The 19,543-nt window shown below is 41.3% G+C and carries 6 protein-coding genes and 3 rRNA genes; 3 read left to right on the plus strand and 6 right to left on the minus strand.

Going from position 1 to position 19,543, the window contains the following annotated elements; translation table 11 throughout:
- From WC222_12280 to WC222_12290, 3 genes are all read left to right on the plus strand, one after another.
- Positions 1-1,175 (plus strand): hypothetical protein (locus WC222_12280; GenBank protein MFA6917165.1); only part of this gene is annotated, 1,175 nt, incomplete at its 5' end.
- A gap of 556 nt (positions 1,176-1,731) precedes the next feature.
- Positions 1,732-2,985, plus strand: coding sequence for a hypothetical protein (locus WC222_12285; protein MFA6917166.1), 1,254 nt, complete (start codon positions 1,732-1,734; stop codon positions 2,983-2,985).
- Between the two features lie 516 nt (positions 2,986-3,501).
- Positions 3,502-4,749, plus strand: a complete 1,248-nt coding sequence (locus WC222_12290) for a hypothetical protein (GenBank protein MFA6917167.1) — start codon at positions 3,502-3,504, stop codon at positions 4,747-4,749.
- A gap of 45 nt (positions 4,750-4,794) precedes the next feature.
- On the opposite strand, the gene WC222_12295 is transcribed toward WC222_12290, so the two are convergent.
- From WC222_12295 to WC222_12320, 6 genes are all read right to left on the minus strand, one after another.
- Complete coding sequence (locus WC222_12295) at positions 4,795-10,254, minus strand: RHS repeat-associated core domain-containing protein (GenBank protein MFA6917168.1); 5,460 nt, start codon at positions 10,252-10,254, stop codon at positions 4,795-4,797.
- An 86-nt stretch (positions 10,255-10,340) separates the two neighbouring features.
- The gene (fumC, locus tag WC222_12300) at positions 10,341-11,729 is read right to left on the minus strand and encodes a class II fumarate hydratase (GenBank protein ID MFA6917169.1); all 1,389 of its coding nucleotides are present in this window, start codon (positions 11,727-11,729) and stop codon (positions 10,341-10,343) included.
- Between the two features lie 134 nt (positions 11,730-11,863).
- Positions 11,864-13,888: a hypothetical protein gene (locus WC222_12305; GenBank protein MFA6917170.1), complete on the minus strand. Its 2,025-nt coding sequence runs from the start codon at positions 13,886-13,888 to the stop codon at positions 11,864-11,866.
- Between the two features lie 617 nt (positions 13,889-14,505).
- Positions 14,506-14,620 (minus strand): 5S ribosomal RNA (gene rrf, locus WC222_12310).
- Positions 14,621-14,724: 104 nt separating this feature from the next.
- Positions 14,725-17,680 (minus strand): 23S ribosomal RNA (locus WC222_12315).
- Positions 17,681-17,982: 302 nt separating this feature from the next.
- Positions 17,983-19,534, minus strand: a 16S ribosomal RNA gene (locus WC222_12320).
- Together the 16S, 23S and 5S rRNA genes form the textbook arrangement of a ribosomal RNA operon.
- Between the last annotated feature and the right edge of the window lie 9 nt (positions 19,535-19,543).

Raw genomic sequence — 19,543 nt, forward strand, 5'->3', positions numbered from 1 at the left:
TTCAAATACGTCCTACAAATCCGATTGCACCGAGTGCCGCAAATCCAATTACAACTGCTAAACCCCTTCCTCCTATACCACAGCAAGCAGTCCGCACTAACACTCAAGCTACTACAGTATTAAACTCAGGAACACCTGCTCATGCAGCCCCTAACCCCTACTGTGCTACTTCTTCAGCAACTCGCGTGCAACAGCAAGTGCAACAAAATGCTCCGGCTTCAACCATCACAGCACAAAATGATGACCCCAATTTTTGTGATGATGTAGAACACGAGTTTGAAAATTTTGTGCTGGATTACAGATTAGATGATTTAAAAAACTTCAATACAACTATTCTAAGCTTTGAAGTTAAACAACTTCAATATACTCACGCTTGGATGTGTAGAGTCTTAAGAAGATTCACTAACTTTTTAGTGGATCCAAAGAGCATCAATCCAAAACACACTCCCAACAGCGATATTAAAATCGATGAGGTTTTGAACACTTATTCAAACCTGATTTTAATGTACAATTTCTCTTCTAAAAAACAACTTAAAGTACATGAAGATCCTGTTCTTAAAAATCACGTGCTTCAAGTCATTGAACATTTCAAAGGACTACTAAATACAAGAATGTACAATGAACATCAGAAGTTCTTGATTGGCATCGAAATAGGTTTTCTTGAGATTTTGTTAAAACCATCCACATTTTATGATAGTAAAGGAGCTTGGGATGTTAATGCTACCCTCACTCCTTCAGATCGGTCTACTGCTGAGAAATACTACGGCGTGTTATGTAAAATCAAATTTAATACTCTCATTGACTGCGTGCTTTACATTAGAGCCGCTGCAATAGTTGTATTAAACACCGCATCAAAAGGAAACCACGATAGTGGACTATCTCATGTCAACGGAATTTATGACGTTTATGCAAACAGAATGGGTGACATACTCACACTAACTCCTGCTGCTAGAATGAAGTCTATTAATTTAATCACAGAAATAGCCCTGCGTACTAACGAAAATAATATGAAAGGACTTGTTCTGTATATATTGAAAAAGATTGCTGATAATACTAGGTTCTCTCGCGAGGCAGTTGGACATATTTCAGTATGTATTGAAGAGATTGAACGCTCTAGAGATGCTTACATTGCAGGAATACACAATCCCAACAACGTTCCAATTCATAGATACTAGCCAAAATAGAGAGCGGTTAATACCCGCTCTCTTCTTTTTCTTTTATTTATTAAACACTCCAGATTTGGCATCTTCATAGGATTCTTCATAAATTTCCTCAGTTTGGCCGCCATCTTGAGTAAAATAACTTATTTTCTACCTAAAGAAAATTCCATTGATATGTATAGAAGAGGGACAAACAACTCACCCATACATAAAAACCGACCCTAGTTATCGTAGGTCTATCTGACTCTGCCGTGAAAGAATCTAAAGATGATGTCATGACGGCTCTTAAAAATTGCGGATATTCTCTGGGGGCTTACCAACTTCCTATTGCCTTAGGCATCATGTCACGCTGATCGCATTTTACGCGTAGCCTTACTATTGCAGATCTTACAGATGAAAATTTAAACGTATTACATCTTTTCAAAGTATCTACTTATAAATGTTCTATTATTTAATAATAATACGGCAATATTTTCCGCTCCTAGGCATATGCAAAATATAGTTGTAAGAAACTAATAATTAGTATATTATTAATTTAATAAACAAATTTAAATTATAAATTGGAGCCTTTATGGGTAAGTTATCCAACATACTACAGTTCTTCAGAGGTGGTAATACTAATCCTCCCCCAGTAATCAATGAAAATACCGCTCCTCATACTTCCAATGTTCAAATACGTCCTACAAATCCGATTGCACCGAGTGCCGCAAATCCAATTACAACTGCTAAACCCCTTCCTCCTATACCACAGCAAGCAGTCCGCACTAACACTCAAGCTACTACAGTATTAAACTCAGGAACACCTGCTCATGCAGCCCCTAACCCCTACTGTGCTACTTCTTCAGCAACTCGCGTGCAACAGCAAGTGCAACAAAATGCTCCGGCTTCAACCATCACAGCACAAAATGATGACCCCAATTTTTGTGATGATGTAGAACACGAGTTTGAAAATTTTGTGCTGGATTACAGATTAGATGATTTAAAAAACTTCAATACAACTATTCTAAGCTTTGAAGTTAAACAACTTCAATATACTCACGCTTGGATGTGTAGAGTCTTAAGAAGATTCACTAACTTTTTAGTGGATCCAAAGAGCATCAATCCAAAACACACTCCCAACAGCGATATTAAAATCGATGAGGTTTTGAACACTTATTCAAACCTGATTTTAATGTACAATTTCTCTTCTAAAAAACAACTTAAAGTACATGAAGATCCTGTTCTTAAAAATCACGTGCTTCAAGTCATTGAACATTTCAAAGGACTACTAAATACAAGAACGTACAATGAACATCAGAAGTTCTTGATTGGCATCGAAATAGGTTTTCTTGAGATTTTACTTACCGAGCCAGAAAAATTATTACCCGATTCTAACTTTTATGATATCAGGCTTTGGGATGTTAATGCACCTATGATTCCAATTGACCGTTTGGGAGCTGAAGGCTATCATGCTCGCCTGTATAAGCGAAAATTTAATACTCTTATAGAATGCGTTTTAGCGATTAGAGGATTGAGTGTTGTCATTCTCAATCATATAGGAGCAGGTAAAATTGAATCCTTTACTTGTGCAGAAAAAATATTTGATATTTATGCTAATAAAATCGGAGATAATCTGACATTAGCAAATGCTGCAAGAATGAAGTGCATCAATTTTATTACTGAAATGGCGTTACGTACAAATAATGGTAATATGAAAGATCGTATAATATCTCTATTAGAACAAATTCAAAATTGTACTAGACTATCCAAACAGTCCGTTTCGCATATTGCTGCTTCCGTTTATGAAATTCAAAATTCAAAATTAAAAAACAAATCACTAATCTAATAATGAAAGAGAGCGGTTTATTAATCGCTCTCTTTTTTTCTACTTATCTTTTATTTCCTAAACATTTCGCTGTTTCATAAGATTCTTCATAAATTTCCGCTGTTAAGCTTCATCTTGCAAAAAACAACTTATAGAGTTCAAAAAAGCGCGTCTAAAACAGCACTTCTGACAGGAAGGATAAAATCAACGTTACACTGACGCGCTCTGACCTGCATTTGTATTGCCCTCTAGATAATGATTCCCTTCAGGTAATAAAAATAGCAATGGAGGAACATGGAGTTTCTGCCAGAGCTGCTGATCGCATTTTACGTGTAGGACTTACTATTGCAGATCTTGCAGATCAGAATTTAAACGCATTACATCTTTTCGAAGCATTTAGTTATAAATGTTCTATTATTTAAAATAATACAGTACTATTTTCTGCTCCTAGTTATATGCAAAATACAGTTGCAAGAAACTAACAATTAGTATACTTTTAATTTAACAACCAAATCTAAATTATAAATTGGAGCCTTTATGGGTAAGTTATCCAACATACTACAGTTCTTCAGAGGTAGTAATACTAATCCTCCCCCAGTAATCAATGAAAATACCGCTCCTCATACTTCCAATGTTCAAATACGTCCTACAAATCCGATTGCACCGAGTGCCGCAAATCCAATTACAACTGCTAAACCCCTTCCTCCTATACCACAGCAAGCAGTCCGTACTAACACTCAAGCTACTACAGTATTAAACTCAGGAACACCTGCTCATGCAGCCCCTAACCCCTACTGTGCTACTTCTTCAGCAACTCGCGTGCAACAGCAAGTGCAACAAAATGCTCCGACTTCAATCATCACAGCACAAAATGATGACCCCAATTTTTGTGATGATGTAGAACACGGGTTCGAAAATTTCGTGCTGGATTACAGATTAGATGATTTAAAAAACTTCAATACAACCATTCTAAACTTTGAAGTTAAAAAACTTCAATATACTCACGCTTGGATGTTCAGAGTCTTAGGAAGGTTCACTAAGTTTTTAGTTGATCCTCAGAGCATCAATCCAAAACACACTTCCAACAGCGATATTAAAATCGATGAGGTTTTAAATACCTATTCAAACCTGATCTTGATGTACAATTTCTCTTCTAAAAATCAACTTAAAGTACATGAAGATCCTGTTCTTAAAAATCACGTGCTTCAAGTCATTGAACATTTCAAAGGACTACTAAATACAAGAACGTACAATGAACATCAGAAGTTCTTGATTGGCATCGAAATAGGTTTTCTTGAGATTTTACTTACCGAGCCAGAAAAATTATTACCCGATTCTAACTTTTATGATATCAGGCTTTGGGATGTTAATGCACCTATGATTCCAAGTGACCGTTTGGGAGCTGAAAGCTATCATGGCGTACTTTATAAACGAAAATTTAATACTCTTATTGAATGCGTTCTAGCGATTAGAGGATTGAGTGTTGTCATTCTCAATCGTATAGGAGCAGGTAAAATTGAATCCTTTACCTGTGCAGAAAAAATATTTGATATTTATGCTAATAAAATCGGAGATATTCTGACATTAGCAAATGCTGCAAGAATGAAGTGCATCAATTTTATTACTGAAATGGCGTTACGTACAAATAATGGTAATATGAAAGATCGTATAATATCGCTATTAGAACAAATTCAACATAGTACTAGACTATCCAAACAGTCCGTTTCGCATATTGCTGCTTCCGTTTATGAAATTCAAAACTCAAAAACAACATCACTGATCTAATGATAAAAGAGAGCGGTTTAATAAACCGCTCTCAAAAAAAACATTCTAATGTTTTAAATTTCTTATTTTATCAAATGTTCCATGTCGAAACAAGGCTTTACTATAAGTTTCCTTATCAAAACTATGCTCCCCAAAACCTGAATTACAATATTCAATCTTATGATTTCCGCTAAGTATTCCTTTTAATAAACCTATTGGATCTGAAAATAAAGGCACTAAATCTCCCTTACCAACAATATTAATACAACTATATGCGTTATCATTCAGGATCATTTTAGCACCTCCAAATGTTCGGATTTGTAATTTAGAAACCTCTTCAGGAGTAAGATAGTCTAAAGCACATGACAGTATTAAAGCGCCTTGGCTGTGTGCATTTACAATAACTCTATCGTGTAATTTGCACTCAACTCGAAGTTGCTCTGCAGCAATTTGTACAGAATGTGTTTTTATGCCACATTTTTGAATAATACATTCCATTATGTCCCAAAAAAAGCCATGGGAAGAATTATGAATGCTATAAACTCCCTCAGTACCATAGCAATTTTTTACCGCAAATGCCATCTCTGTGCAGCTATGTAAATTATTTAGAATACCGCAAATATTAGAAACACAAAAGCCACCGGGAGATATATCTTCACCTACTGTATAGCTGCTTGATCTTTCATCTCCATAATAAGAGCCAAAATCTTCCGAACGAAACCCCATCATTAAAAAAGGAATATATGCTAGTCCCTTACTAATAAATCCAAATCGTGGAATTGTTGCGATAAAGCAATAAAACAACTCACCTATAAAATTCATTGCACACGAAAAGGGATTAAACTCTTGCAGTCCATAGAGATCGAACAGCGTGAGGGGGTTATTTTTTACATAGAGGTATCCATTTGCACCGGTGGAGTAACCGCTGGGGTCTAAAGTCAACCAACGTCCCACTTCCGGCATATAGAAACGCCGTCCGAAGAAGGTAAAGCCGGTTTCATTATCCAAGCGCTTACCAAGATATCTCCAAGGGCACATTTCTGCGACAGGCCCTTCCGAATTCTCAATACATCCGAAAGCGTCGTAGCGATAGCATGCGCTTGATTCGCCGGTTTCAGAGTCAATCAGAGATCTCAAACTTCCTTGATGATCATAAATAGGCGCATAAGCCTTACCGCCGAGTTCAATTGCAGCTGCCTGACCTTCTTTTGCTTGTTTACCGTACCCAAAGATACGCAGAGAAGTGAAGTGATGATTTTCGTCCACCGAACCGGCTTCAGTCACACCTACATAGAGGTATTTCTCTTTGGAAAGAGAGGTGAATGATTGATCAGGATTGATGCTTAAATGTTCTTTTGCAATACGCCGATGTAGAGCGTCATAGGTGTACTTCCACATCTCATTTCCTTTTCTAACAGTCCTTAATCGATCCAAAGAGTCATATTCAAAGGACATATTCCCAACGGAAGTTAAATTACCATTCTCATCATACTTATAGTGATTTCCATTGGATTCCAGGAGTCTATTTGTATTTGCACAGATGACATAAGGCATACCGTTGATAGATCGCCGGTTTCCTAGATTGTCATATTTGTAGGAATGAGAATGGGATTCCTGTGTCAGCTGTGACAAGGAGTCATAGGAATATTTCTTTTGGAAATCTCCTAGAGTGTCTTGGTAATGACTTTCAATAAGGGTGTCATCCAATGCATATTTAAATTGGCCTTTCAGATGCTCACTGTCAATATTGGTCGTCCGCCCTTTGTTATCATAAGCAAAGGAGATTTCGCCTGCTTTTCCGGCAAGTTGAAGGGAGAGGATCCTCCCTGCAAGATCGGTAGAAAGAACTTTGTGTTGATAGACTTCTTCTTGCTGTGTGTTAAGCCGAATAGTGGATTCGTGGTTGAACCCTTTATATGTATATTTAACACTTGTTCCATCATGAAAAGTCATTAGATTGGGTCTATCCAGTGCATCATAACTGTATTTAATAAAGAGCTCAGGCGAGAATTTTTCTTGCTCTAGTTGATCCTGCGCATTGTATAATCGTTCAATTTGCCAGTCTTGAATAGGATCCCAAATCTTCGTTGGGTGATCTGCGGAATCATATTCGTAGTGATGGTCGAATGTAAGCTTTGAGTCATACTCATTTTTAACACGCCCTTGAGCATCAAAAATCCAATATAATTCTGTACCGTCGTTACGCAGCACTTTGGTTTTTCTACCCATACTATCATACGTATGTCTGGTAATTGTCTGTTGGGGTGTGCCTGCATGCGAAGTTTCTGCGACAAGCCTTCCTAGAATATCGTAGTAGGATCTTCTAATCTGAGTGTTTACTTCCTCGTCATTGTATATAAGGCTATCCGTTGTTTCGATACATTTTCCATACAAGTTATAGGAGCATGTTTTCTTTTGGAGAAGCTGTCCAAATTGATCATAAACTTCCACTAAAACTACCCGTTGGGCAGCATCCTTGCGTTCACGTGTAATGCGTCCGGAGCTGTCAGTTACTTCTAAAGCATCTATCCAACCTCCACTGAAAGGATCAAAATCAGAAGTGTAAGTGTAGTGGGTTTCAGCCCCTTCCGGGTCTGTCACTTTCGTGATGCGATTCCTTGAATCGAATGTAGTAAACGTGGAAAGGATTTTTCCGTCATCATTATTTACGGACTCTACAATTTTTCTTCCTGCAGAATCGTAAACAAAGGTTTGATGCATCTGGAGTTTCCCCTCTCCATCTAAATGCTTCTCCTCAATAATGCGTCCAAAATAATCATGCTCTCTTTGTTTGATCTGCAGTAGCTGCTGACCTTCATATTGCTTTTCTTCATTCAAGTAACCGCGGCTCGAATATGCATAGACTGTACGGTGGTTGCCTTTAGCTTCTTCTACGCATCTTCCCAGGCCGTCGTAAGAATAAAGAATAGACGGTCCGCTAGGATTGTATTGGGCAATCTTGCGTTTGCTGCGCCATGCATATTTCGTTTCACTTAATAATTCCCCGGAGATGTCGTAAAGCCCTTCTGCAAGAACATTTCCCATCTTATCGTAGCTGTATCTCTGCATCGTACCGTCAGGACGTATTACTTCCTTCAACTTACCGGAGAGGGTATATTGTCTTTTTTCTGAGCTGCCATCCGGGTATATTTTTTCCGAAATATCGCCGCGCACCGTATATTTGCTAGTGGACCATATCCCTTCTTTATCCAAAGTACGAATGACATTTCCTAATGTATCGTACTCGTTAATGGTGACTGGTGAGACGGACTCGCCTAATAGGTTGACGGCAGGATACTTTGTCTGTATCAATCTGCCAAAATCGTCATACTCATAGGTGGTTTTCTGCTCTAGATGGTCTATCGAAGATGTTTTTTGATTCAGATGGTTATATTTATGACGTATTGAAATCACAGTTCCATCGCTATGCCGCTCTTCTTCCTTAATTTTCCTGTGAGCAAAGTCGTAGGTATAGTGTTTTTCTACATTGGCATCCGGACCTTTCTCAAAAAGCAGGTTCCCCTCTTCATCGTAGCTTTTCTCTAAAACGTTTCCGTATGGATCGGTTTCCCAAACGATCCTGCCTTTACTATCATATCCGTATTCAATTGCGTAGCAGAAGTTCTCACCAGCATCATAAGCTTCTCTGCGTATAAGGCGGCCTGTTTCATTATATGTAAAAGACGTACTCTTAAGTCTTTTTAGAATTCCTAAAGATGGATCCCAATAGACGACTTTTTCTGAGCTGACTTTACCGAATAATGGTATAGCGACGTGGTATTCTCTGAGTGTAGATACCCTTTCTGTCACATTGCTTAGATCGTTAAAGTCTTTACTTTTTCCGTTATCATGTGTTTCACAAAAACAAAAGCCTTGTGCATCATAGTGTCTAAATTCCCTCAATTCTATGCCATTACTACCTGTTACGAACCTTGCAATAAGTATATTGGTTCCCGGCAAGTATTCGTACTCGATAATAGCACCTTCATCATCCCCTTCTGCTATAAGGTTATTGAACCCATCGTCGCTATATTTAAACCAACGGGTATAGGCTTGAACAATGCCGTTGCCTGAAAGATCGCCCTCTAATGCTTCTGAAATTATGTTCCCACGCGCATCATAATTAAATGAGCGTGCATTGACTACCTTTCCTTCGGAATCTAGATCTGTCTTTGATACCAACTTATTGCTATAACAATCCCATAGATATTCTTCACTGTGATCCAACGCATAATTGGGGAAAATGCCCCTATAGAATTCAATTTTCTTAATCTTATCTCCGCCATCATAACAATAGGTTGTCTTATTCAAATGGGCATTATAAACATCTGTTGAACTCTTTGTTTGATGTGCTGTGAACCCATTTTTAGTCCTCTCTGTAATTTTATTTATCCACGAATAGACAAATCGATAGGTTGTAATAGGTCTGTTTGTGGTACCTACAGGTTCTTTTAGCTTCTTGACCTTATCGACAACACTATCTCTGAAGTGATCTTTTTTCTTATAGTCGGTATAGACCACACCTAATTTAGAGAGTGAATTTTCACCTGCCTTGTAATATTCAGGCTGAATGAAGTTGCCCGTAAGGCTTACACGAGAATTCAGGAGCATTTCCGTATTGTCATCATTATGATGATAGGTATACATACGCAGGGGGCAATCGCTTCCGGATATTCTTGTGAGATAATGCTTTATTGTTTTTCTACTACTCATATCATCCACCGAGTAGCCTTTCATTTCATAATGCACATAACGGAAATCATGGGAGGTAGCTGTTACTGTGCTGGGATGGCTATAGTAGTCAAAATTAATATGGCCGTAAGGTATGCCGTTGGGGGCATTCAATGCTGTAATTTCTCTGACGCGTGAAGGATGATGCTTACCGTAAGTATACTCAAAACAAGTTCTATTGGGTTTTATGGAGCTGGAAAGGACAAAATGCTGAAGCTTTTTCCCTCCGACCTTCTCAAAATTCCTATGCTCGCCCGAACCACTGAGAACTTTGCAATTTTTGTTCTTTGTATTCCAAGTCAGAATTATATTCCTTAAATCTTCCTTCGCAGAAAAACTCACTGCGCCAATCTGGTATCCCTTTCCGAAGCTGACTTCTTGAACATTTTTATCTTTTAAGATCTTTTTTCCATAATGTTCATGCATTCCTCCTGAATCTTCTCCACAATATGCGATATAATACTCCTTCTCGTTGTCTTTTTCTGTTTGTTCGATGTAAAGATCATGAGGGTGCATGAAGTTCCATCCATAGGATAAAGACCTATTAGATCTATTTGCTGAACAATAACCGTGCCCGATAAGCAAAGGGGTGGGCCCATCCAAGGCCAATCCGACTCCTTGTTCAATAAAGTCCCCTGAAATGACGCTGACGCAATTATTGACTATAGTATTTGCCAACCCGTCTGTATTAGTCAGTGAAGTGGGTGGAAAGAATTCGCGGATATTCGTATTTTCTTGTGCGGAAATTATTGAATAGTAAAGAGATAGAACCAGAAAAAAAGTCTTCCATGACATTGTAGATAGCCTTATCGTAAATTTAATTTTGCGAAAAAACTACCAATTTCAAATCAATATGTATACTAAATAAAAAATTATAACTATTACACCATTTTGGAGGGGTCTACAAAGACATCAAATTCTTCGGCTGTTAGCAGATTCAACCTGATACACGCCTCTTTGAGTGTAATCCCCTCTTTATAAGCAACATGAACTGCTTTAGCTGCATTGTCATAGCCTATTTTAGGATTAAGTGCTGTGACAAGCATTAATGAACGCTCTACATAGGCTTTCATTTGCGCGACGTTAGGTTTTAAATCTTTCAGTAAATGCTGTGTGAAAGAATGGCAGCAGTCTGCAAGCATCCGCACAGAAGCTATAAAATTATGTATGATCAATGGTTTGAAAACATTCAGCTCAAAATTCCCTTGAGAGCCTGCGATCGTGATAGCAAAGTCATGCGCCATCACCTGTATAGCGACCATTGTCATAGCTTCGGATTGCGTCGGATTAACTTTGCCGGGCATTATGGAAGATCCCGGTTCGTTTTCCGGCAGGAAAAGTTCGCTTAGTCCGCACCGAGGACCCGAACCCATCCACCGGATATCATTAGCTATTTTCATTAAACATGCGGCTAAGGTTTTTAAGGCCCCGCTAGCCTGTAATAAGGGTTCATGGCTAGATAAGGCTGCAAATTTATTCGGTGCTGAAATAAACGGTAATTGTGTTATTTCACGGATTTTCTGTGCAGCTAGCTCTGCAAAGCGAGGGTCGGCATTAAGGCCTGTTCCTACAGCTGTCCCACCAAGAGCTAATTTATATAAATCCTGAATTGAGTTTTCAATCCAATGGATGCAATCTTGCAGCTGAGAAACATAACCGGAAAACTCTTGTCCGAGAGTTAAAGGAACTGCATCCATTAGATGAGTGCGCCCTATTTTTATTATGTCCTTGTATTCGGTCGCTTTCTCCTGGAGTTCACTGCACATTTCTCTCAAGCGAGGCAATAGTTTATGTGTGACTTCTTCTACAGCGGCGATATGCATTGCAGTAGGAAACGTATCATTAGATGATTGGCTTTTATTGACATCATCATTAGGGTGCACAGGGGTTTTACTGCCGATTACCCCGCCGTGGAGCTCAATGGCACGGTTGGAAATAACTTCATTGGCATTCATATTGGACTGAGTACCGCTACCTGTCTGCCAAACACGCAAAGGAAAGTGGCTATCCCATTTTCCCTCTGCAACTTCTTTTGCTGCGGCGATTATAAGATCGGCTTTCTGAGGTGTGAGAAGTCCTAGTTCCTTATTGGCTTCAGCTGAAGCCCATTTTACTATACCCATTGCGCGAATAATGCTTTTGGGCATCGTTTCTGAACTTATATTGAAATATTTCAAGGAGCGTTCTGTCTGAGCTCCCCAATACTTTTCATGTTCAACCGGGATTTCTCCCATACTATCACTTTCGATGCGGTGTTTTTCAGAACTCATGCCAACCTAGATTTCTACAGATTAAAATTTGGACGATAGATGAAGGTAAATTTATCGAAAAGAACTAATAGTTTGTACGAAAGTCGATTGAAGATAATACAGATAGGGAGTGATATGAACCGCTCCCTTCAAAGTTAAGCGAATAAAGAATCCATAAGCTTATTTTCTATGAATTCCATTCTCAAAGCATCGAATTGATTCGCCCCAGTTTGATTATGACCCGGCCATTCATCGCAACAAATGCGTATGAGAAATGTATTGTTCATTTCAGCAACGTTTTCTTCCACCTTATCAATAAAATGACGTTTACCATTTTGATCTAAATAATAGGGGCTTTCCAGTTTTATGTAGATTCTATGAGTAGGAATTGAGCACTCTATACACAAGCCATAGCAGTCTAAATTAAGTTCTATATTTGCAATACAGCCCTGACTATGAAAGTACTTTTTCAAATATTCTAAGACACATTGTTGGAATTTTTGTATTTGAGGGTCACTAAGACTCCTATCCAAACGTTCTTTAGCGGTTTGAATAATTAAATTAAGTTTATCTAGAACGGATTCAGGTAATTCTGAACGTTTTTCAGCCAACTTATAAAAAGTGTATAGTACGGTTTCCAGCTTTAGTGCAGCTTCATAAGTTCTTAGTTGTTGATCTGACTGAAAATGACTCAGCCTTTTATATATGAAGTTCTCATATGAGGGTGTGTATTCATTTGTGGATAAGGAATACCTGATTAGAACAGAGCGTGTAAGATTAATTTGTTCATCCAAGTTAGAACTTAAAGGTTCTTGACTTAGAACAGCTTCAAAGTGGTCTAATAATTCGATGATGAGCTCATCTTTTACGGGGCAGTGTTCACAAAAACTCTGCAAGGCTTTACATAACAAAGAATTATCAAGTGTATTCTTTATGAGATTTATTTCTTTAGCTGCCGCTTCTAAAAAATCCTTATCACTTATTTTTAGCGGTCGAAGTGAGCAAATAATACTTACAATCTGTTCAGGACTTAGCTCAGCTATTTTTTTTGTAATAAGTTGTAGTGTCTTTCGAAAAATCTCATTATATGCACTTCGATGGAAGATATAATTTGTTTCTTTCTGTGCTAGCTTATTTCTAAAGGATAAAATGAAACTGGCAGCTTCGCTTCCAGTAAGTAGTTCAATTTTATGCATATTGGCTTCAAAGTACTTTTTAAGATCTTGCAGCATCGGGGTTAATTTCACGAAATGTGACCTTACACTACTATGGGAAAGCATAGATAAATGTGCGGCACTCAAATTATCAAGCTGTTTAGATACCTTATTGTAGATGCCTAATAAGAATGTCACTGTCTTAAAATTTATTCTATTACTCTGGTTTGCTCCAATGCGTACATTTCTTAACGCATAAATCATGTGCGTTAGATCAGCGGCTGTAAAAATCATTAAATTCATTCTGGAAAAGAAGTTTTCTAAAATCAAAAAAATGGGGTGAAGTTTATACGACTTATTAGAGAAGAAATTAATGGACTGGAGTGCAAAGGCGATATATAACAAATGCGTACTTTCAAATGTATTTGAGAAAAAGGAGTGTATAAGCTCTAATACAACTGTACGCAATTCTTCTTGCTGTTGACTTATCTCTTTATTTTCTGAATTGATCGACATGATTAGAAAAGTATTCAATGCCAAGGCATCTAGATTTGGATTCTCAAAAGATGTGATTTCTTGTAAGTGCATGTCATCTAAAGTTCTCTTTAAGCTTCCGGCATGACTGAATTCATAAAGTGATATCTCCATCAAGGCTTTGGCATAGGTCAGAAAACTGGTTGCGTCCATCAGTCTAAGTATGGACAGCATTGTTTGAACACATTTGAAATGATCTTCTGAAGTATTAACTGCAGTATCTTTTAAAATTCCTGATATCACAGCACGGAAATAGCTTCCTAAAGGTACAACATCCGTGGGCTTATCTTCGGTTGGGAGGGCGGAGAGTTCCTTTACATCACAATCAGGAACTGAGGCTTGAATTGATTTTTCAACATAACTAGATGTCTGTGTATTTGTGATGTTTGGGGCGACTAAGGATACATTTACCATTTTATAACCTTTAGGTGTTTTCGGTAGTGTTGGGAATTTAAGGAATAAATTTTGATTATCATGACCGATGGCAAACAATATGAACAAGCTAAAATAAGGTTTTAGGTGCCGGAAGATGGCCCTAGTATAGTGCTGTGACTTGTGGAGGGCTCTTACATAATGTAAACAACTCAACCTTGCGTAACGAAGCAGTACTTTGCCACAAAGTGGCTGCATGATGCTAGCCATGTGTGAATGAGCGAAGCGAATGAACGCATGGAAAGGAGACCCCCTAGAATCAAGCCACAAAGTGGCGGCAGATGTAAAATTGGGCTAGAATGAATCGTTAATGTCGCCACTTTGTGGCTCAATTGTTTGCTGAATTTTACCATGTGTTCTTCGCTTCGCTCATTCACACATGGCTAGCATCATGCAGCCACTTCGTGGCAAAATACTGCTTCGCAGTTATTTATGAGTAAGATGTCCACCTCTTCATTATTATAATTAAACAACAGCACAATCTGCCATCTAATGCTGACAATCTTCTTACATTTACTGACTGCGAAGCAGTACTTTGCCACGAAGTGGCTGCATGATGTTAGCTATGTGTGAATGAGCAAAGCGAATGAACGCATAGAAATGAACGCATAGAAATGAACGTATGGAATGGATGTTTTAGAGGGAAAATGTATGTATTGGGTGGGATAAAAAAAAGAACTTGGCGGCGACCTACTCTCCCACACTCTTGTGTGCAGTACCATCGGCGATGAAAGGCTTAACTTCTGAGTTCGGGATGGGTTCAGGTGTGTCCCCTTCTCTCGTGCCGCCAAGAAAAAACTTGTGTATGATCAATCAAGATCTCTGACTTTAATAGACGCTTGAAGCTTTCTCGAAAGCTTGGATTTTTTTTAACTTGGCTTCTCTTTATAAAAAAGGTGGTCAAGCCAATGGACTATATTAGTATTGGTCTGCTCAACGCGTCACCGCGCTTACACTCCCAACCTATCAACCACGTCGTCTTCATGGTGTCTCTTGGGGATACCTTATCTTAAGGGAGGCTTGGCGTTTAGATGCTTTCAACGCTTATCCTTTCCGAACTTAGCTACCCGGCTATGCACTTGGCAGTACAACCGGAACACCATTGGTTCGTCCACTTCGGTCCTCTCGTACTAGAAGCAGCTCCTTTCAAGTATCCTACGCCCACAACAGATAGGGACCAAACTGTCTCACGACGTTTTGAACCCAACTCGCGTACCGCTTTAATTGGCGAACAGCCAAACCCTTGGGACCTTCTTCAGCCCCAGGATGCGATGAGTCGACATCGAGGTGCCAAACCGCCACGTCGATATGAACTCTTGGTGGCGATAAGCCTGTTATCCCCGGAGTACCTTTTATCCGTTGAGCGACGGCGATTCCACTTTCCACCGCCGGATCACTAAGCCCGACTTTCGTCTCTGTTCGACTTGTCAGTCTCACAGTTAACTTACCTTATACCTTTGCGCTCTTCTCGTGATTGCCAACCACGATGAGGTAAGCTTTGGACTCCTCCGTTACTTTTTAGGAGGATACCGCCCCAGTAAAACTGCCCGTCTGACACTGTCCGTCTCCCGGCTTACGGGATGACGTTAGATTTTCAATGTATCAAGACCGGTATTTCAACGATGACTCCACCACCCCTGACGAGGCAGCTTCATAGTCTCCCGGTTATTCTACACATAACACATCGAAAGCCCATATCAGAGTACAGTAAAGGTTCACGGGGTCTTTCCGTCTTGTTGCGGGTAAACAGCATCTTCACTGCTACTACAATTTCACCGAGTCTCTCGTTGAGACAGTGCCCAGATCGTTATACCATTCGTGCAGGTCGGAACTTACCCGACAAGGAATTTCGCTACCTTAGGACCGTTATAGTTACGGCCGCCATTCACCAGGGCTTAAATTCAATGCTTCGAAGTTACCCTCTAACATCTCCTTTTGACCTTTTGGCATTGGGCAGGCATCACACCATATACTTAGCCTTAAACGGCTTGGCATAGTGCTGTGTTTTTGTTAAACAGTCGCCTGGGCCATTTCGCTGCGGCTGCCTGCAGCTTGGAATGTTCTTCCTCACCACCTGCAGCTTCCCTTCTCCCGAAGTTACGGGAATAATTTGCAGAGTTCCTTAACGAGAGTTATCTCGCGCGCCTTAGAATCTTCATCCTACCCACCTGTGTCGGTTTTGGTACGGTCGCCATCAACAGCTAGAGTTTATTTCTTGGAAGTATGGCTTTTGCGCCATCGGTTCACCACGAGGGCTCCCCTTGGTCGAGATCTGGCTTTATTGTCGGCGGATTTGCCTACCGACAGGCCTCGTATCTCCACGGACACATCCAATGGTCCGCGCGCAGCTACGCACTTCGTCAACCCGTTGCGTAAATTTTAGGCGGCGCAGGAATATTTAACCTGCTTGCCATCGCCTACGCTTTTCAGCCTCGGCTTAGGGACCGGCTAACCCAGGGAAGACGAGCTTTACCCTGGAAACCTTAGGTTTTCGGCGAGGGGGATTTTCACCCCCTTTATCGTTTACTCATGCCATGCATAGTCACTTGTATGCGCTCCAGCGCTCCTTCCGGTACGCCTTCGACGCACATACAACGCTCCCCTACCACTAGCTTGTCTAGCAAGCTAATCCGCGGCTTCGGCTCTATACTTAGCCCCGATTGTTATCGGCGCAGGGTCTCTCGATTGGTGAGCTGTTACGCACTCTTTAAATGATGGCTGCCTCTAAGCCAACATCCCAACTGTTTTTGAGACCCCACTTCCTTACTCACTTAGTATAGAATTAGGGGCCTTAGCCGGCGGTCTGGGCTGTTCCCCTTTTGACAATGAAGCTTATCCCCCACTGTCTATCTCCCGGGCTTGATGCAGAGTATTCGGAGTTTGGTTTCCTTTGGTAGGGCGGTGTGCCCCCCGCGTGAATCCAGTGCTCTACCCCTCTGCATATGCGTCCGGGGCTAACCCTAAAGTTATTTCGGGGAGAACAAGATATCTCCGAGTTTGATTGGCCTTTCACCCCTATCCACAACTCATCCAAAACTTTTTCAACAGTAACTGGTTCGGTCCTCCACAAAGTGTTACCTTTGCTTCAACCTGGTCATGGATAGATCACTCGGTTTCGTGTCTACACCATATGACTAAATGCGCCCTTTTAAGACTCGCTTTCGCTTCGGCTCCGGAACGATGGTCCCTTAACCTTGCCATATAATGTAACTCGCTGGCTCATCATGCAAAAGGCACGCCGTCAGCCTTTCCCATAAAATGGGCATAGGCCTCCGACCGCTTGTAAGCTGCTGGTTTCAGGTTCTATTTCACTCCCCTAACAGGGGTTCTTTTCGCCTTTCCCTCACGGTACTGGTTCACTATCGGTCATCAACGAGTATTTAGCCTTAGAGGGTGGTCCCCCTAGATTCAGACCGGGTTTCACGTGTCCGGCCCTACTCAGGTGTCCGCTCGCTGGTTGTTTTCTTTTTACTTACAGGGCTATCACCTTGTTTCGCCTCCCTTTCCAGAGAAGTTCAGCTAAAAAAACAATCCTCGCTTTGTTGCGGATCCTACAACCCCACTTGCAAGCAAGTGGTTTGGGCTTTTCCCCGTTCGCTCGCCGCTACTTGGGGAATATCGTTTTGATTTCTTTTCCTCCGCCTACTTAGATGTTTCAGTTCGGCGGGTATCGCTTCGCTACCCTATGTATTCAGATAGCGATGATGGGAGTTTAGTCCCACCGGGTTGCCCCATTCGGAGTCCTCCGGGTCGTAGCTTCTTTCCAGCTCGCCGGAGATTATCGCAGGTATGCGCGTCCTTCATCGCCTGTTGATGCCAAGGCATCCACCAGCAGCCCTTAATAGCTTGACCAAAAATGTTTTAGTCAAGACTTTCGATTGACTTGTCTTACGTCTAATTAAAAACGCAAGCAGTCTGAAGATTCTTCAAGCGCCTATTGAAGTCAGAAAATTGTATTTACATAATGAACTGATAGAGTCTTTACTCTTCATCAATTCGATGCTTGTTCTTGATTGATCATACTGTCAGATATCTATGTATCTAGACAGCGCAAGATAGGTAAAGTAACTTGTCATTCTGTGCTTGGGCCGGCTAAGACGAATCTTAGCCGGCCCTCAACCGTAGTTACGGATATTAAATCCGAACTTGTCCTTAAAGGAGGTGATCCAGCCCCACCTTCCGGTAGGGCTACCTTGTTACGACTTCATCCTAGTCATCGGCCTCACCTTCGGCGCCTCTCCCCTTGCGGTTGAGTCAGCGACTTCGGGTAAAACCAACTCCCGTGATGTGACGGGCGGTGTGTACAAGACCCGTGAACGTATTCACGGCGCTGTAGCTGACGCGCCATTACTAGCAATTCCAACTTCATGTAGTCGAGTTGCAGACTACAATCTGAACTGAGGCCGGCTTTATGGGATTTGCTCCACCTCGCGGTTTGGCTGCCCTCTGTACCGGCCATTGTAGCACGTGTGTAGCCCCAGACATAAGGGCCATGCGGACTTGACGTCATCCTCACCTTCCTCCCGGTTAACCCGGGCAGTCTCATTAGAGTTCCCACCTTAACGTGTTGGCAACTAATGATAAGGGTTGCGCTCGTTGCGGGACTTAACCCAACACCTCACGGCACGAGCTGACGACAGCCATGCAGCACCTGTACAGCAGTCCTTGCGGAAAGGTCTATTTCTAGACCGGTCTACTGTATGTCAAGCCTGGGTAAGGTTCTTCGCGTTGCATCGAATTAAACCACATGCTCCACTGCTTGTGCGGGTCCCCGTCAATTCTTTTGAGTTTCACCCTTGCGAGCGTACTCCCCAGGCGGTATACTTATCGCGTTAGCTTCGGCACAGCCAGGGTTGAGTCCGGCTACACCAAGTATACATTGTTTACAGCAAGGACTACCAGGGTATCTAATCCTGTTTGCTCCCCTTGCTTTCGCGCATCAGCGTCAGGTATAAGCTAGAAAACCGCTTTCGCCACAGGTGTTCTTCCACATATCTACGCATTTCACCGCTACTTGTGGAATTCCGTTTTCTCCGCCTACCCTCTAGAAAAGTAGTTTCAAATGCCGTTCCGGGGTTGAGCCCCGGGATTTCACATCTGACTTACTTTACCGCCTACGCGCCCTTTACGCCCAATAATTCCGATTAATGCTTGCACCCTCCGTATTACCGCAGCTGCTGGCACGGAGTTAGCCGGTGCTTCTTTACCTGGTACCCTCAAATGGGCAGGGTGTTAGCCTGCTTCTCTTGTTCCCAGGCGAAAGTGCTTTACGACCCGAAGGCCTTCATCACACACACGGCGTCGCTTCGTCAGGCTTTCGCCCATTGCGAAAGATTCTCGACTGCAGCCTCCCGTAGGAGTCTGGGCAGTTCTCAGTCCCAGTGTTGGCGGTCAATCTCTCAACCCGCCTAGACGTCTTAGCCTTGGTGAGCTCTTACCTCACCAACAAGCTGATATCGCATGGGCCGCTCTCTTACCGCGAGGCCTTTCGGTCCCCCGCTTTCATATACTGAAGATGCCTCCAGTACACAACATCCGGTATTAGCGGCCGTTTCCAGCCGTTATTCCCAAGTAAGAGGTGCGTTACCCATGTATTACTAACCCTTCCGCCACTAAATAGAGAGTTACCCCTCTATTTCGTACGACTTGCATGCCTCATCCACGCCGTCAGCATTCAATCTGAACCAAGATCAAATTCTTAATAAATTTAAAAAA

The sequence above is a fragment of the Parachlamydiales bacterium genome, from assembly GCA_041671045.1.
GTDB lineage: Bacteria > Chlamydiota > Chlamydiia > Chlamydiales > JABDDJ01 > JABDDJ01.

Excerpts from the sequence above, each read along its gene's own strand:
- WC222_12285 (MFA6917166.1), top strand. The coding sequence starts at position 1,732 with ATGGGTAAGTTATCCAACATACTACAGTTCTTCAGAGGTGGTAATACT.
- WC222_12290 (MFA6917167.1), top strand. The coding sequence starts at position 3,502 with ATGGGTAAGTTATCCAACATACTACAGTTCTTCAGAGGTAGTAATACT.
- WC222_12295 (MFA6917168.1), bottom strand. The coding sequence starts at position 10,254 with ATGTCATGGAAGACTTTTTTTCTGGTTCTATCTCTTTACTATTCAATA.
- fumC (MFA6917169.1), bottom strand. The coding sequence starts at position 11,729 with ATGAGTTCTGAAAAACACCGCATCGAAAGTGATAGTATGGGAGAAATC.